General features: G+C 69.7%; 9 protein-coding genes and 2 pseudogenes. 1 reads left to right on the forward strand and 10 read right to left on the reverse strand.

Annotated elements, in window-relative coordinates; translation table 11 throughout:
• Positions 1 to 23: 23 nt before the first annotated feature.
• From ACTWOL_RS18325 to ACTWOL_RS18360, 8 genes and pseudogenes are all read right to left on the reverse strand, one after another.
• A complete protein-coding gene (locus ACTWOL_RS18325) occupies positions 24 to 2423 on the reverse strand; it encodes a glycosyltransferase family 39 protein (RefSeq protein ID WP_474297805.1) in 2400 nt (799 codons plus the stop codon).
• A gap of 269 nt (positions 2424 to 2692) precedes the next feature.
• Positions 2693 to 3907 (reverse strand): annotated as a pseudogene (locus ACTWOL_RS18330) (bifunctional glycosyltransferase family 2/GtrA family protein); the annotation flags it as partial.
• Between the two features lie 184 nt (positions 3908 to 4091).
• A pseudogene (locus ACTWOL_RS18335) lies at positions 4092 to 5621 on the reverse strand (sensor histidine kinase); the annotation flags it as partial.
• Positions 5622 to 5625: 4 nt separating this feature from the next.
• Positions 5626 to 6366: a response regulator transcription factor gene (locus ACTWOL_RS18340; protein WP_474297806.1), complete on the reverse strand. Its 741-nt coding sequence runs from the start codon at positions 6364 to 6366 to the stop codon at positions 5626 to 5628.
• A 122-nt stretch (positions 6367 to 6488) separates the two neighbouring features.
• Positions 6489 to 7523, reverse strand: a complete 1035-nt coding sequence (locus ACTWOL_RS18345; RefSeq protein WP_474297807.1) for an endonuclease/exonuclease/phosphatase family protein — start codon at positions 7521 to 7523, stop codon at positions 6489 to 6491.
• A 604-nt stretch (positions 7524 to 8127) separates the two neighbouring features.
• Positions 8128 to 9030 (reverse strand): amidohydrolase family protein, encoded by a 903-nt coding sequence (locus ACTWOL_RS18350; RefSeq protein WP_474297808.1) that lies wholly within the window; start codon positions 9028 to 9030, stop codon positions 8128 to 8130.
• Positions 9017 to 9352 carry an antibiotic biosynthesis monooxygenase family protein gene (locus ACTWOL_RS18355; RefSeq protein WP_474297809.1) on the reverse strand — a complete coding sequence of 112 codons (336 nt, stop codon included), beginning with the start codon at positions 9350 to 9352 and terminating at the stop codon, positions 9017 to 9019. Before ACTWOL_RS18355 ends, ACTWOL_RS18350 begins: the two co-directional genes overlap by 14 nt.
• 98 nt (positions 9353 to 9450) lie before the next feature.
• On the reverse strand, positions 9451 to 10332 hold the full coding sequence (locus ACTWOL_RS18360) for a DUF2797 domain-containing protein (protein ID WP_474297810.1): 882 nt from the start codon (positions 10330 to 10332) through the stop codon (positions 9451 to 9453).
• A 410-nt stretch (positions 10333 to 10742) separates the two neighbouring features.
• Here ACTWOL_RS18360 and ACTWOL_RS18365 point away from each other — a divergent pair, with 410 nt between their 5' ends.
• Positions 10743 to 11963, forward strand: coding sequence for an esterase/lipase family protein (locus ACTWOL_RS18365; RefSeq protein ID WP_474297811.1), 1221 nt, complete (start codon positions 10743 to 10745; stop codon positions 11961 to 11963).
• A gap of 104 nt (positions 11964 to 12067) precedes the next feature.
• Here the strand turns inward: ACTWOL_RS18365 and ACTWOL_RS18370 are convergent, their stop codons facing one another.
• Both ACTWOL_RS18370 and ACTWOL_RS18375 read right to left on the reverse strand, forming a co-directional pair.
• Positions 12068 to 12424, reverse strand: a complete 357-nt coding sequence (locus ACTWOL_RS18370; protein WP_474297812.1) for a carboxymuconolactone decarboxylase family protein — start codon at positions 12422 to 12424, stop codon at positions 12068 to 12070.
• Positions 12425 to 12804: 380 nt separating this feature from the next.
• Positions 12805 to 14310: a hypothetical protein gene (locus ACTWOL_RS18375; RefSeq protein ID WP_474297813.1), complete on the reverse strand. Its 1506-nt coding sequence runs from the start codon at positions 14308 to 14310 to the stop codon at positions 12805 to 12807.
• Positions 14311 to 14982 lie beyond the last annotated feature (672 nt).

Consider the following 14982-nt stretch of genomic DNA (forward strand, 5'->3'; position numbering starts at 1 on the left):
AGCTACTCGTACGCTGTATAGCGCTATTTTTCGGCGGTCAGGTCGTAGAGCGTGGTGTCACCCACCGTGATCTGGGCGAAGTTCTCCTCGACCCAGGTGGAGATCTCGCTACTGCTGCCTCCGCCCCTGCCTCCGCCGGGCATACCGCCGCCGCCCGCGATGAAGTAGTGGATCTTCCCCGCCGCGACGTACTGCTTGAACTGCGCGAGGGTCGGAGACGGGTCGGTGCCGTTGAAGCCACCGATCGGCATGACCGCTTCCTCGGTCGCGAGCTGGTAACTGGCCGCGTTCTGGGCGCCGATGGTGGCGGCGACCCAGGTGTAGGAGGAGGCGTTCTCCTTCAGCCTGGCGGTGGTGGCGGCGTCCACGGTGGCGCCGTTGAGAAGACCGCCCATACCGCTGCGGCCTCCGCCGCGCTGCCCGCCGCCCTGGCTCTGGCCTTGGCCCTGGGCGCCCTGGCCCTGGCCCATTCCGGGCAACTGGCCCTGGTTCTGGCCCTGTCCACCCGTCGGGGGCTGCCCCATGCCGCCACCCGGCATCCCACCACCGGGGTTACCGCCACCGGGTACACCGGCGCCCTGACCTCCCTGGCCCTGACCCTGACCCGGACCACCCTGGCCGGGCATCTGCCCCTGCCCCTGACCTTGGCCTTGCCCCTGACCCTGACTCTGACCTTGGCCTTGGCCTTGGCCGCCGCCCATGCCCGGCGGCATCATCCCGCCACCACCAGGCCCACCGGGACCACCCATCTGACCGCCGGGCCCCCGGCCGCCGCCCGGACCGCGCTGCGCGGACGCCGGGCCCGCCGTCACGATCGAGCCCTGATGACCGGAGTCGACGGTGGAGAACGTGTACGCCAGCGGCCCCGCGAGCGCGGTCGCCAGGGCGAGCCCCGCCGCGACCAGCGTCAGCCGCCGGCCGGCGGTCCCGGCGAACAGCAGCCCGGCCGCCGCACCCAGCCCGCCGATCAGCACCAGCACGCCGAGCCAGGGCACGAAGTCGGGCGTCCGGCCGAGCAGGACGTACGCCCACACCGCCGTGACCACCGTCGTACCCGCCAGCGCCGCCCGCGCAGCGAACTGGTTCCGCTCCTCCCACAGCATCGTCGCGCCCATACCGACGAGTGCGGCGATGTACGGGGCGAGCGCGACCGTGTAGTACTCGTGGAAGATCCCCGCCATGAAGCTGAAGACCGCGACGGTCGTCAGCAGACAGCCGCCCCAGACCAGGAACGCGGACCGCACGGTGTCCGTACGGTGCACACGGCCGCGCCAGGTCAGCACGAGCCCGACGACCAGCAGGATCAGCGCGGCGGGCAGCAGCCAGGAGATCTGACCGCCGCTGCCGTCGCTGAACATCCGTCCGATGCCGCTCTCGCCCCACATCCCCGTACGGCCGCCCCCGCCCCCGCCGCCGGGCATCCCGGCACCGCCGACGGCCATACCGGCATCACCGGCGCCGGCGCCGCCCGGCATACCGCCACCGCGCATACCGCCGCCCACACTGCCGGTCTCGTTGCCGTTGATCCGGCCCAGGCCGTTGTAGCCGAAGGTGAGCTCCAGGAAGCTGTTGGACTGCGAGCCGCCGATGTACGGGCGCGAGGAGGTCGGCCACAGTTCGACGATCGCGACCCACCAGCCGCCCGACACGATCAACGCCCCGCCCGCGAGGGCGAGTTGCCCGAGCCGCCGCCGCAGAGTCGTGGGCGCGCACACCGCGTACACCAGCGCGAGCGCCGGGAGGATGAGGAAAGCCTGGAGGGTCTTGGTCAGAAACGCGAAGCCCAGCGCGGCACCCGCCCAGAGCAGCCACTTCGTCCGGGCGTCCTCGAGGGCGCGCAGCACGCAGTAGACCGCCACGGTCATCAGCAGTGCGAGCAGCGCGTCGGGGTTGTTGAAGCGGAACATCAGCGCTGCGACCGGGGTGAGGGCCAGCACGCCTCCCGCGATCAGTCCGGCCGCGGGGCTGAAACGCCTGCGCACGGCCGCGTACAGGACACCGACCGTCGCCACGCCCATCAGCACCTCGGGCATCAGGATCTGCCAGGACCCGAGCCCGAACAGCCGCACGGACAGGGCCATCGGCCACAGCGCGGCCGGGGGTTTGTCGACGGTGATGGAGTTCCCGGCGTCGGACGATCCGAAGAAGAACGCCTTCCAGCTCTCGCTGCCCGCCTGGGCCGCGGCGCTGTAGAAGGAGTTGGCGTAGCCCGAGGCACCGAGGTTGTAGAGGTAGAGCACGGCGGTGAGCAGCAGCAGCCCGATCAGTGCGGGCCGCACCCAGGCGGCGTCCTCGGGGCGGCCTCGCCGGAAGCGGGCTACCGCGCCCCCGATGGGTCCCCTGCCCGCCTCGGCCGTCGCGGGGGCAGGCCCGGGCAGAGCGTCGTTCCGGCCGAAGAGGGCGTTGCCCGGTGTCGTCGTCATCCGTGGGTCCTTGTCGTCATCGTGGGCTCGTCACCGGAGGGCACCGGGCGCAGGCGGGTGGTCTCGTCGTCGTACTCGCCGTACCGGCCCGTCCATGGGTCGCCGTGGTCGCGGTGCCCGCCGTACGGGCGCTTGGCCGACGCGGGTGCGGACGCCGGTCCGGATTGGACCGCGGGTGCGGACGCCGGTCCGGATTGGACCGCGGGTGCGGACGCCGGTCCGGATTGGACCGCGGGCGCGCTCTCACGGCGGTCCGGGAAGACCCAGGCCCGCAGCAGCACGAACCGGAGCACCGTCGCCGCGAGGTTGGCGACGACCAGGACCGCCAGTTCCGTACCGTGGGAAGCCGCGTCGGTGGCCGCGCCGAGCGCGGCGAGCGATCCGCTCGTGAGGGCGAGCCCGATGCCGAACACCACGAGCCCCTGGGCCTGGTGCCGCAGCGCCCGCTCACGTCCGCGTACGCCGAAGGTCAGCCGCCGGTTGGCCGCGGTGTTGGCGACGGCCGAAACCAGCAGCGCGGCGGCGTTCGCGGCCTGCGGCTCGAAGCCCGCCCGGAAGGCGGAATACAGCAGCAGGTAGAACAGCGTCGAGAGCGCACCCACCACACAGAAACCGACCAGCTGCCGGGCGAGCCCTCCCGGCACCCCGCTGAGGCTCCGGTCCCTCGGGTCGTCGCCGAAGGGCCGGGCGAGCCGGTCCAGCGGCAGTGCCCCGGACGCCAGCGCCCGACCCACCCGCCACACGCCCTTGAGGTCCTCGACCGCCGTGCTCACGATGTGCACCGTGGAGTCGGGATCGTCGACCCAGTCCACCGGTACCTCGTGGATCCGCAGTCCCGCCCGCTCGGCGAGCACCAGCAGTTCGGTGTCGAAGAACCAGCCGGTGTCCTCGACCATCGGCAGCAGTCGCTCGGCCACCTCGCGCCGTATCGCCTTGAATCCGCACTGGGCGTCCGAGAAGCGCGCCGCGAGCGAGCCCCGCAGGATCAGGTTGTAGGCCCGCGAGATGATCTCCCGTTTCGGCCCCCGCACCACCCGCGACGACCTCGCGAGCCGCGAGCCGATCGCCAGGTCCGAGTGACCGGAGATCAGCGGCGCGACCAGCGGCAGCAGCGCGTTGAGGTCGGTGGACAGATCGACGTCCATATACGCCAGCACGGGGGCGTCGGAGTCGCTCCAGACGGTCCGCAGGGCCCGCCCGCGCCCCTTCTGCTCGAGCCGGTACGCCCGCACTTCCGGAAGCGCGGCCTCGAGCGCCGCCGCCACTTCGGGCGTCCGGTCGGTGCTCGCGTTGTCGGCGACGGTGATCCGGAATCCGTACGGGAACGTCCGGGCCAGATGACCGTGGAGCCGCCGCACGCACGGCTCCAGGTCCTTCTCTTCGTTGTATACGGGGATCACCACGTCCAGAACGGGGATGTCTGCCGCCCCGACGGGCAGATGCTCCCGCGCCGGCAAGGTGCCCGGTGCACTATCGGTTCGCATGGCCCGACTCTCGCCAGGGCGGCTGTCACGGCTGTGTGGTGAGCCTGTGCCCTGCCTGTGAGTCGCGCGGCACGCCGGCCACGGCCGGTCCCTCCGACGCCGCCGGCACCAACGGCCCGGCCGCCAACGGCCGTTCCCGCAAGGAGTTGTTCGACGACCGCGGACCCGACGGCGGGGCCGACGGCTCGCCGGCCCCCAGCGGCAGCCGGACCGCGAACACCGTGTCCCCCGGCCGGCTCTCGACGGTGACCGAGCCACCGTGCGCGGCGACGACGGCCCGCACGATCGCCAGCCCCAGCCCGGTGGAGCCCGCCGCCCGCGAGCGGGACGCGTCTCCGCGTGCGAAGCGCTCGAAGACACGGGGCAGCAACTCGGGCGGAATGCCCGGCCCGTCGTCGTGGATCTCGACGGCGACCGTCCGGCCCCGGTCGAGCGGTCTCACGCGGGCGATGACCGTCGTCCCCGGCGGGGTGTGGGTGCGGGCGTTGGCCAGCAGATTGACCAGCACCTGGTGCAGCCGGGCGCCGTCGCCCCGTACCGTCACGGGTTCGTCGGGCAGCGCGAGGCGCCAGTTGTGCTCGCGGCCCGCGGCGCGGGCGTCGCTCACGGCGTCCACGACGAGCATCGTGAGATCGGTGTCCTCGTGCGACAGCGGGCGGCCCGCGTCGAGCCGCGCCAGCAGCAGCAGATCCTCCACCAGGCCGGTCATCCGCGTGGCCTCCGACTCGATCCGCCCCAGCGCGTGCCGGGTGTCGGGTCCCGTCTCCTCCCGGCTGCGGCGCGGGAGTTCGGCGTATCCGCGGATCGAGGCGAGCGGGGTACGCAGCTCATGGCTGGCGTCCGCGACGAACTGACGCACCCGGGTCTCGCTCTCCTGCCGCGCGTGCAGTGCGGAGTGGACATGGTCGAGCATCCGGTTGAGCGCCGCGCCGACCTGCCCGACCTCGGTACGCGGATCGGCCTCTGCCTCAGGCACCCGCTCGTGCAGCGCCACCTCCCCCTTGTGCAAGGGGAGTTCGGACACCCGGGTCGCGGTCGCGGCGACCCGGCGCAACGGCCTGAGCGCCACCCCGACCAGGGCGGCACCCGCCAGTGCGGCGGCGATCAGACCGGCGCCGGTCACACAGACCTCGACGAGGACGAGCGTGCCGACGGTGCTCTGCACTTCACCGAGCGGTACGCCGATCAGGAAGGTGCCCTTCTCGCCCGCCTTGTACTGGACGCGGTAGTCGCCGAGCCCCGGCAGCGCCACGGTGTGCGGTTCCTCGTCGCGCGGTACGTCCGCCAGCGCCCCGCGTTGCTGGGGCGACAGCGCACGTCCCGTGAGATCCGGTCTGCCGTCCGTGTCCTTCTGCAGCGAGACGACGCTCTCGGTGACGGATCCGTCGGCGGCCACCACCGCGCCGACCGTACCGATCGGAGCGGCTGCGCCGGTCACGAACTTCAGCGGGTCATCGGGCGGCGGCAGCATGCCCGGCGGAGGTAGGGCCGCCCGCCTCGCGATGTCGTGCAGCTGGTCGTCCTTCTGTCCGTACAGATGGCTGCGCAATGCGACCGTGGTGACCGTGCCGATCACCGCCGCGACGACCGCGATCAGTGACAGAGCGGAAACGACCAGGCGGGCCCTCAGCGACCACCTCCGGCCTCTGGCCCCGGCTCTGCCGCCGCCACCGCCACTGCCACGTGCATCGCCACTGCCATCGCCACCGCGCATCCGGCTACTCACCTGGCTTGATCAGATAGCCCGCGCCCCGCCGGGTGTGGATCATCGGCGAACGGCCCGCGTCGATCTTCCGCCGGAGATAGGAGATGTAGAGCTCCACCACATTGGCCTGACCGCCGAAGTCGTAGGACCACACCCGGTCGAGGATCTGCGCCTTGCTCAGCACGCGCCGCGGATTGCGCATCAGATAGCGCAGCAGCTCGAACTCGGTCGCGGTGAGGTGGATGCCCACCCCGCCCCTGTTCACCTCGTGGCTGTCCTCGTCGAGGGTGAGATCACCGACGACCAGCAGCGACTCGTTGCGTGCGGTCGCCGCCGCCCCCGAGCGCCGGATCAGTCCGCGCAGCCGCGCCACGACCTCCTCCAGGCTGAACGGCTTGGTGACGTAGTCGTCACCGCCCGCCGTCAGTCCCGCGATCCGGTCCTCCACGGCGTCCTTCGCGGTCAGGAACAGCACCGGCACATCGGGAAGCTCCCGTCGCAGCCTGCCGAGGACGGCCAGCCCGTCCATGTCGGGCAGCATCACGTCCAGGATGACGGCGTCGGGACGGAAGTCGCGTGCCGAGCGCACCGCGCCCGCACCGTCGCCGGCGCTGCGTACCTCCCACCCTTCGTAGCGCAGGGCCATGGAGAGCAGCTCGGTGAGCGAGGTCTCGTCGTCCACGACGAGCACCCGGACGGGGCCACCGTCCGGCCTGCGCAGTTCGGTACGTCCCAGAGGAGAGGTCGTCGTCATGGTCCCACCCTGGGCCCGCCCGGTGAGAGCCGCCTTTCCCCTTCCTGTGAATTCCCTGAGAATCCCCTGGCGCGGACGCGGTGCGCGAGTCGCGGTAAGGCCGTGCGGTCGTCGGCCGGTGATCAGTCGGCTGCGTGGACGCGCATGGCTATGGGGTAGTGGTCGGAGTAGCCGTCCTTGTCGATGGGTTTGCCCATCCCGCCGAACGGGACCGGTACGGGATAACGTCCGGTGCCGACCATGCCCGGTGGGTGCGTGACGATGTGCACGGAGGCCGCATCGGCGCGCAGCGGGGCGCCGGCGGTGAGCATGTTCTCGTTGACCAGGAACTGGTCGAGGACATTGGCCTGGTTCTCGAAGTAGAAGGTGCCGGCGGGCCGTACGGTGCCGTCGTTGCCGTTGGGGTCGGTGTGGTCGTCGGTTCCCAGGAGCGGCCACATGAGGTTCCACAGTGGGTGTGTGGTGGTGGCGTTGACGACCTTCTTGCGTTGCCGGGTGCTCAAGGCGTGCTGGATCAGCGACGTGTCGAAGGGTTCGTCGTTGAAGTCGCCCATGACCAGTACCGGGGTGTCGGGGCCGTGGACTTCGAGGGTGCGTTCGTGGAAATAGGCGAGCGTTTCACCGGCCACGGCGCGGTAGGCGGCGGATTCCATCCGGCCACCGCGGCGGGAGGGCCAGTGGTTGGCGAAGACGGTCCAAGTGCGGCCCTGGGCGGTCTGGAAATTGACCTGGAGGATCTCTCGGGTTCCGGTACGGCGCATGACCACGTGCTGGAAGCGCTGATCGGCCGGTGCGGTGAACAGGGCCGCGTCGAAGACGAACGCCACATCGACGCCCCGCTGATCGGAGGTGTCGGCGTGCGCCACCTCGTAGCTGCGCCCGGGCACGAGCGCGTTGACGGCCGCGGCCAGCTCCTGCATGACGAACTCGTTCTCGATCTCGCACACACCCAGCAGGTCCGGCCCCTTGCCCGTGTTCATCTGGGCGATCACCGACGCCAGCTGGGCGATCTTGCGGTCCCGCAGCTCCGGCGTCCACCCGCGCAGGTCGCTGCCCAGCACCCGGGTGAGCTTCTCACTGCGCCGTGGGGAGTGCTCCTCGTCGAAGAGGTTCTCCACGTTCCACCACGCGACATAGAGCGATCTCAACGCAGTCACCCCTCTGTTCGTCGTCCATGCCGGTGACAGCACCGGCCGTGTCCGTCGAGAACCGGTCCGGCTTGCGGTCCGACCGCAGTCGCTGCGGTCGATCTTCAAGGAGCGCGAGCCTGGAGTTCTCCAGCGGTGTCACACCCTCCCGCCACTGCCTCGATCGCGTCAGTCGTAGACGAGGAGGTGGTCACAGCTTCTGTGCCCTCTGGGGATGTGAACCGATTGTCGCTGTTCAGGACGTACCATCCGCCATTGATCCGTGCGGGATCAGGATCAATGTCTCGTCAGCCGTATCGGGCGGCTGCGGAACGGCGCCGGACTTCCCCCATGCGGGTCGGCATTTCTCGAATCGGGGACACCCGAGCCGCCCAGGATCACAGGACAGCCTCTTTCTTCCCGAGAGTCATACCGCCAACCGACACACCTCGCAATTCCTCCGAATGGACTAGTACGGCTGGCGATGGGGACTTCGGTAGGCGGATACTTCGTGGCTCCGCATGGAGCCTTCGCGTTTTGGGTCCCGAGTGGCAGGCAGTGCGGATCTCCCAGGGAATCCCTCCGGGAATCTCCCTGGGGATTCCCTGGTCGCGGACCCGCCCGGCGGCCGGAGTCAGAGGAAGAGCCGGGCGCCGTTCTCGTAGCAGACCGCTCGCAGCCAGTCGTCCCCGAGGCCGAGCCGCTCCAGCGCCTCCAGCTGGTGCAGATAGGGATACGGGATGTTGGGGAAGTCCGTGCCGAGCAGCACCCGCTCTCCGAGGTCCGCGAGCCGCGCCCGTTCGCCCACCGGGAACGGGCTGAACCTCTCGCTGAAGTCCGTGAACGCCATCGTCGTGTCGAGCCGCACCTCCCCGTAGCGCTCCGCCAGGTCCAGGAAGTCGGTGTACTCGGGCATCCCCATGTGCGCCACGATCAGCGGCAGCCTGGGATGCCGCGCGAGAAGGCGCCCGACCGGCTCGGGCCCCGTGTACTTCCCGGGCGCAGGACCCGAACCGCAGTGCACCACCACCGGGATCCCGGCCTCCGCGAGCAGGCCCCAGACCGGGTCGAGCAGCGGGTCGTTGGCGTCGTACGCGCCGACCTGGAGGTGGGACTTGAAGACACGCGCCCCGTTCTCGACCGCCCGCCGGACATAGCCCTCCACGCCCTCCTCGGGAAAGAAGGTCGCGGTGTGCAGGCAGTCGGGCGTGCGGGAGGCGAAGCCGGCGGCCCAGCCGTTGAGCCACTCCGCCATCCCCGCCTTGTGCGGATAGAGCATCGCGGTGAAGGCCCGGACCCCGAACTCCCGGAGCAGACCGACCCTGCGGTCCTCCTCCTCCCGGTAGGTGATGGGCCATTCCATCCCGGTCAGCGGACCCACCGCGTCGAAGTACGCCCACACCTTGTCGAGCACCCGCTCGGGCATGAAGTGGGTGTGGACGTCGACGAGTCCGGGCAGCCCGAGCCGCTGCCAGAACGCCCGCACCGCCGCGGCCTCGTCGACGCTCCCGCCGCCGGTGTCCCTACTCGCGCTCAAATCCGTAACTCCGCTCCACCCGGCCGACATGGACGCTGTACCGCTCGTACCACTCCGCACGGCCGCGCCGCTGGGCGCCCTGGTGCTCCACGCTCCTCCGCCACGCGGCGATGGAGTCCTCGTCCCGGAAGTATCCGACGGTGATCCCGAGACCTCCCGGCGTACGGGCGGACTCGTACCCGAGGAAGCCCGGCACCTGTGCGACGAGCTCCTGCATGCGCTGGGCGGTTTCGGCGTAACCGTCGGGGTCCGGTCTCAGATGGGAGGTGAACACGACCGTGTAGTAAGGCGGTTCGATCCCCGCCACAAGGTGATCGCTCATGTCGAACACCCTCCGACGTGCGTCGATGCGGTGTCCAGGCTCCCGGTCCAAAGGGATCGAAGTCTTTACCGTCGCCGGCCTCCGCACCATGCCTGCGCTCAGAAGAGGCCGTCCTGCACCCCGCGGGGCAGCTCGTCGACGGGCACGGTCACTCCGGCCCCGGCCTCCGCCGCCACAAGCTCCCACCCCGCCATCACCCGGGTGTCGACGACGACCGCCCGGCCGTCGGAGACGAGGAGATGCAGATCGGGCCCCGCCGCGGCGAGCATCCGGCCGGCGACGGTCCCGCCGGCCACCAGTTCCCGCACCACGCCCGACGCCGCCGGGATTCCGCTCAGCCCGAACGCCCCGACGTGGTCCACCACCTCGAACGCGACCCGCTCCAGCGCCTCCGGCCAGGCCTCCAGCGCCACGGCCCGTGCGTACAGCTCCGTGATCTCCACGGCACGGTCGCCCGGTGTCTCCGGCAGCATCGCGCGCACCGCCCGCTTCTGCGCGTACGGGATGCGGTCCGGTACACCCAGCGCGGCCCGCAGCAGTTCCTCGGTGCGCCGCGCCGCCATCAGCGGCCCGCGCCCCAGCCAGCCGAACGCCACCGCCCCCTGCTCCAGCAGCCGCGCCGCACCCCGCTCCTCCGCGGTGATCCCCACCTTCACCATCCCGGGTCCGAACCAGGCCAGGTACACGCGGTACGGCCGCGGATCGTCGGCGACGGTGTCGGCCGCAACGGAGTGGGCCCGTTCCAGCCGCGCGCATTCGGGGCAGCGGCCTCCCGTACTGCGCCCCGGCACGACGGCTCCGAGCGGGCATGCGTTCCCGCGTGCCCCGAGGCAGCCGCGCTCGCCGACGGCACGGAAGCCGATCCACTGCCCGGGCGAGAGCGTGCTGCGGCGGCGCTCCCCGCCACGCTCCCACCGCAGGGCCGGGCCGTCGCCCGGGGCCCACCCCATGCCCCGGCACTGCCAGCGGCCGCTGCTCATGGGCCGGCACCTCCACACGGTCGGGTCGATCACTCGGGCAACGCCCGGCGGAAGCGAGCGAGGCGGAACCCTCCCAGGCTCCCGCGGCGGACTCGGCCCGGTCCAATCCGACCACGATCCACCCGCTTCTCCGTCTCGGACTCCGTCTCCGGGCTCCGTCTCGGACTCCGTCTCCGGGCTCCGTCTCGGGCTCCGTCTCGCTGTCGAGGAGCGTGCTGCTCCATACAGGTGAAGCATCCGCGGCAAGCCCCTCCCACCCTCGTTGCCCCTTACGGATGAAGGGCTCGACGCGTCCACGGCAGAGACACGTTCCGGTGTGCTGATGTGGGTCCGTCTTCGCGCACTCCGCAGCCTTCCAGCCCGCTTCCGGCGGGCTGCTGCGCCCTGCGCGGAGCCGGAAGGAGACGGTCTTGTCCCAGCAGCAGGGCGAGCAGGCGGAGCACGGCGTCGGGGCGTTCACACTCGCCGGTCCACTGAGCTCCACGCCACCCGTAGAACTGCCCTATCCGGTCCCGGAGCCCGACGAGGAGTGGCCGCTTCCGGGCGGCTTCGCCCATGTCTTCTACGGCGAGGGCAACCAGGGCATCGTCCGGCCGGTGATCATGGCGGACGGCTTCAATCTCGGCCGCAGCGACCTGAAGTGGCTGTACGCCGGCCTCGACCGCGACTACCCCCTGCTGACCGAGCTGCGCCGCCGTGGCAGGGACGTCATCCTGCTGGGCTTCGACGAGCGCAGCGCCTCCATCCTGCACAACGCCGAGGCAGCGACCGCCGCCATCATGCGCACCATCGCCGAGCAACTGGGCAGTGCACCGATGACGGTGGGCGGCTTCAGCATGGGCGGCATGATCACCCGCTACGCGCTCGCCAAGATGGAGACGCAGCGGATGGATCACCACACCCGTATGTACTTCTCCTACGACAGCCCGCACCGCGGGGGCGTCGTACCCGTCGGGCTCCAGGCGTTCGCGCACTTCATCCCCGTCGCGAACGACTTCGCCCGGCAGATGAACAGCCCTGCAGCCCGGCAGATGCTCTGGCGGCACTACGACCCGGAGACCGGAGAGATCGGGATCGCACCCGAGCGCACCGAATTCCTGGAGCAGTTGAATCGGATGGGCAACTGGCCCCGGATCCCCCGCATCCTGGCCCTCGCCAACGGCCGCGGTGACGGCACGGGCCTGGCGATCCCGCCCGGCGAGACCGCCCTCAAGGTCGAGCGGATCTACCCCGGTACGACCTTCTACGCCCAGGCCCAGGGCAAGGACGTCACCGTCGCCGAACTCAAGCGCATGTTCCCCCCGGCCGAGAAGACGATCCAGACCACCGGCTTCCCGGAACTCGACGGCGCCCCGGGCGGCACGCTGCGCTCGTACGGAATCCTCGCCGACATGCTGAAGAAGCTCGGCGCGACGGTCGAACTGCGCCACGAGGAGATCTGCTTCGTCCCGTCCGTCAGCGCCGTCTCGATCCGCGACATCGACCAGCAGAAGGACCTGTACGCGAAAGTCGACGACCTTCCCCCGGACGAGAGCGACGTCGACGAGTTCGTCTGCTCCTCCACCACGACGGCGCACACCGCCATCACCGAGGAACTGGCCACCTGGCTGGTCGACCGGCTGCCCGACTGATCGACTCGCTGCCGTCACACACCCGCCGTCACACACCGCCGTCACGCACCGCCGTCACGGCAAAAGCGAGAGGCCCTGTGGATCACTCCACAGGGCCTTTCCGCTCAGGACTTCTTCCGGCTCTTGGCTTCGGCCCTGGCGATGGACTCTGCTTCGGACTCCGCCAGCGCGATGGCGAATCCACATGCCTCCGTGATGTGGCTTGCGGCCGACATGACCCGTGCGGTGCCCACAACGGGGGCGATCGCCACGAGCACGTCCTGCACTTGCTCGGCCGTCAGGTTCGCCTTCATCGCGGGATCGATGTGGGCCAGGTACGAGATCGCAGGTGCGTCCATGGCGACGAGGGCGGCGATGCGGGTCAGGATGAGCGTTTGCCCGTCGAGACCACACCGCTCGATGGAGTCGATGGTCATGGCGGCGAGTGTGTCGAGGACGGGAGCGTCAGACGCAGTTGCCATATCTGGACCGCCTTCCGGTGCTGGGGCGCCGACACGCGCATGACCGTGAACAGGGGAAACCCACGAGTCGGCGGTTTGCCCTCCTACGGTAAGAGCCTCATGAGCCTCGCGCATTCCGGGCTCTTCAGGGGTGCGCGCCACGATCGGCAAGGTGTCCTGGTGCTGTGACCGGATAGGTTCACCGGCTGACAACGATCAGCGCCGTCGCGCTGTACATCGCTGCTGCACGGCACGACACAGCCCCCTGCGGGATGATCCCGAGGGGGCTTCGGTCGGTGTGCACTCGGCAGGATCAGGCGCGTTCTCCTCGCTGCTCCCACCGCCGTACTCATCCACTCCGCCGATGTCGTCGACCGGAGAACTGCACCGGCCGGCCGTGACTACGGCCGTCTGCCACCACTGTGATGACCGTGCTTGTGGGACGTGCACTCGCCGCAGTGCTCGTTCTTCCTGATCCTGGTGGGGTCGGTCGCGGTGTGCGTGGCACTGTCGCCGCCCCCGGTGACTGTCACGGTGTCGATGGCCTCCCGCGTCTCACTGTCACACGGCACGTCGGCCGTGAGCGTGATCGGCGGGTAGCTGGCCCCAGCGGCCAGGGCGTCACTGCGCGTGCAGGTCAGCGTCGCCACGGTGCAGGTCCATCCGGTCCCCGACATGCTCGCACCGGTCAGTCCTGCGGGGAGGACGTCGTGGACGGTGACCGTGCTGCCGTCCGTGGAGGCGGGTCCGGTGTTGCCGACCGTGATGGTGTACGTGCCCTGCTGCCCCTCCTTGAAGTGCCCCTTGTGCGTCTTCTTGATGGTCAGGTTGGGTTTCGGGACTGGGGGGCACAGACCCGCCGGGTTGCTCGTCGCGGCCTGGTTGGCCGTCCAGGTGTTCGCCGTCCCGGCCGTACCGGTACCGGTGGTGAGGTCTTCGCAGTCGAACAGGACGCTGCTCTGCAGCACGTTGCCGGTGATCTGGTTGCCGCCGTTGCCGCCGTCGTCCCCGATGAAGATGCCGTCATGCCCGCTACCGGTCACGGAGTTGTCCGAGATGGTGGAATTGGTCAGCGAGTTCGAGTCCGCGGTGATCCCGTCGTGCGAAACGTTGCTGATGGTGTTTTCGCTGATCTGGACCTGATCGCTCACTGGGGGCGCGAAGGCCACCGAGCGCACGCCGTCATAGCTTCCCTGGATGTTGTTCCGCAGGATCTGGAGACCGTGGTTGTCGTCTCCGATCAGGATTGCGGGTCCGGCGTTGCCGACGGACTGGTTGTCGGCCACCACGCTGTCGGTCGAGCGGAAGATGTTCAGCAGCGTGTAGTCCTGGTGCGAGACGTTGTGATGGACGTTGACCCGCACGATGTTCTGGAACTTGTCGAGGGTGATCGCGCCGTTTTCGTGCTGGAAGAACGCGTTGTCGTGGATCACCGCGTTGTCCAGGCCCTGGTCGGAGTAGATGCCGTTACCGGCCGCGGGCTGGACCGGAAAGCCCGTGTTGTTCAGACGAATGCAGTTGTTCGCGACCTCGGACGGTGCCACGCCGTTCGCGTTGAAGTACATCCCCGCCGGATTGCCCTGAATCACGTTGTTCGTGACGACGTAGCCGGAGTGGCTGACGGACGTGTTGATGCCGTAGCCACCGAAGGTGGAACCCTGGTTGTTCTGGACCGTGAAGCCCTGGAACCGGATGCCGTCTTCCTGAAGGTTGACGATCCCCGCGCCGGTGGCATTCGTGGCCTCGATGATGGAATCGACCGCCGGGTCCGGCTCGGCGAACTGATCACAGTCCGGCGGGAGAGTGGTCTCGCCCTCCAGCGTGAGATTCGCCTTGTTGACGTTGACGATTTCGTTGTAGGTGCCAGGGCAGACGTGGATGGTGTCCCCGGCCGCCGCAGCGGTCACGGCGGCCCCGATTGTCGTGAAGGTGGCGCTAGGGCAGTTTGCCGTTGGTCCGCTGGCGGAAACCACGAGCGTCGACGCGGCATGGCTGGGTGCAGCCGGAAGTACTGCGGCCACCGCCGCGACGGCCGGCAAAAAGGCGTATACCCTTTTCATTTCCTCACCTTTTGGTCCTTACGGCAGACGGACAACGGCAGCAGTGGCGATGAAAGCGGTTCACCGCCCGCTCGGCGTGTGGTCACCTGGATTCGGATCCTGCCGCTCGAACTGCACTGTGTGATTGCAGGAGCCGTAAGACAAGCTGACCCGCTGACGCGATAAGAGGAACGACCAATGCGGCGTATTCCAACCTGCAGCCCGCCACTCTTGAAGTGGGAATTAAGGCGATTAAAAGGTAATGGAATTGCCTCGGCCGCAGCGGCTTCAGCGAATGCTCATGGGCTTACCGCACCCCTTCATGGCCGAGGCGATCAGCGGACCGGCGGGACGGGCTGATCCTGCTGATCCACGGACCGCGGTCGGCGTGAGCCCATTCGGTGAAGCGCGAGTCCGCCCTCTCCTGACGTGATCGTCGGCGGTCACGCCAGGGTCGGCGTGTGCCGCGTTTGCCGTCAGCGTTGCCGGCAGCCGGGCGGCGTGGCGATGACATGGCGCGGGCCGGTGCATGCCCCTACG

Source organism: Micromonospora sp. IBHARD003, from assembly GCF_056106285.1.

Bases quoted from the DNA above. Each gene is read 5' to 3' on its own strand.
- ACTWOL_RS18325 (WP_474297805.1), bottom strand. From the start codon at position 2,423: ATGACGACGACACCGGGCAACGCCCTCTTCGGCCGGAACGACGCTCTG.
- ACTWOL_RS18340 (WP_474297806.1), bottom strand. From the start codon at position 6,366: ATGACGACGACCTCTCCTCTGGGACGTACCGAACTGCGCAGGCCGGAC.
- ACTWOL_RS18355 (WP_474297809.1), bottom strand. From the start codon at position 9,352: ATGAGCGATCACCTTGTGGCGGGGATCGAACCGCCTTACTACACGGTC.
- ACTWOL_RS18360 (WP_474297810.1), bottom strand. From the start codon at position 10,332: ATGAGCAGCGGCCGCTGGCAGTGCCGGGGCATGGGGTGGGCCCCGGGC.
- ACTWOL_RS18370 (WP_474297812.1), bottom strand. From the start codon at position 12,424: ATGGCAACTGCGTCTGACGCTCCCGTCCTCGACACACTCGCCGCCATG.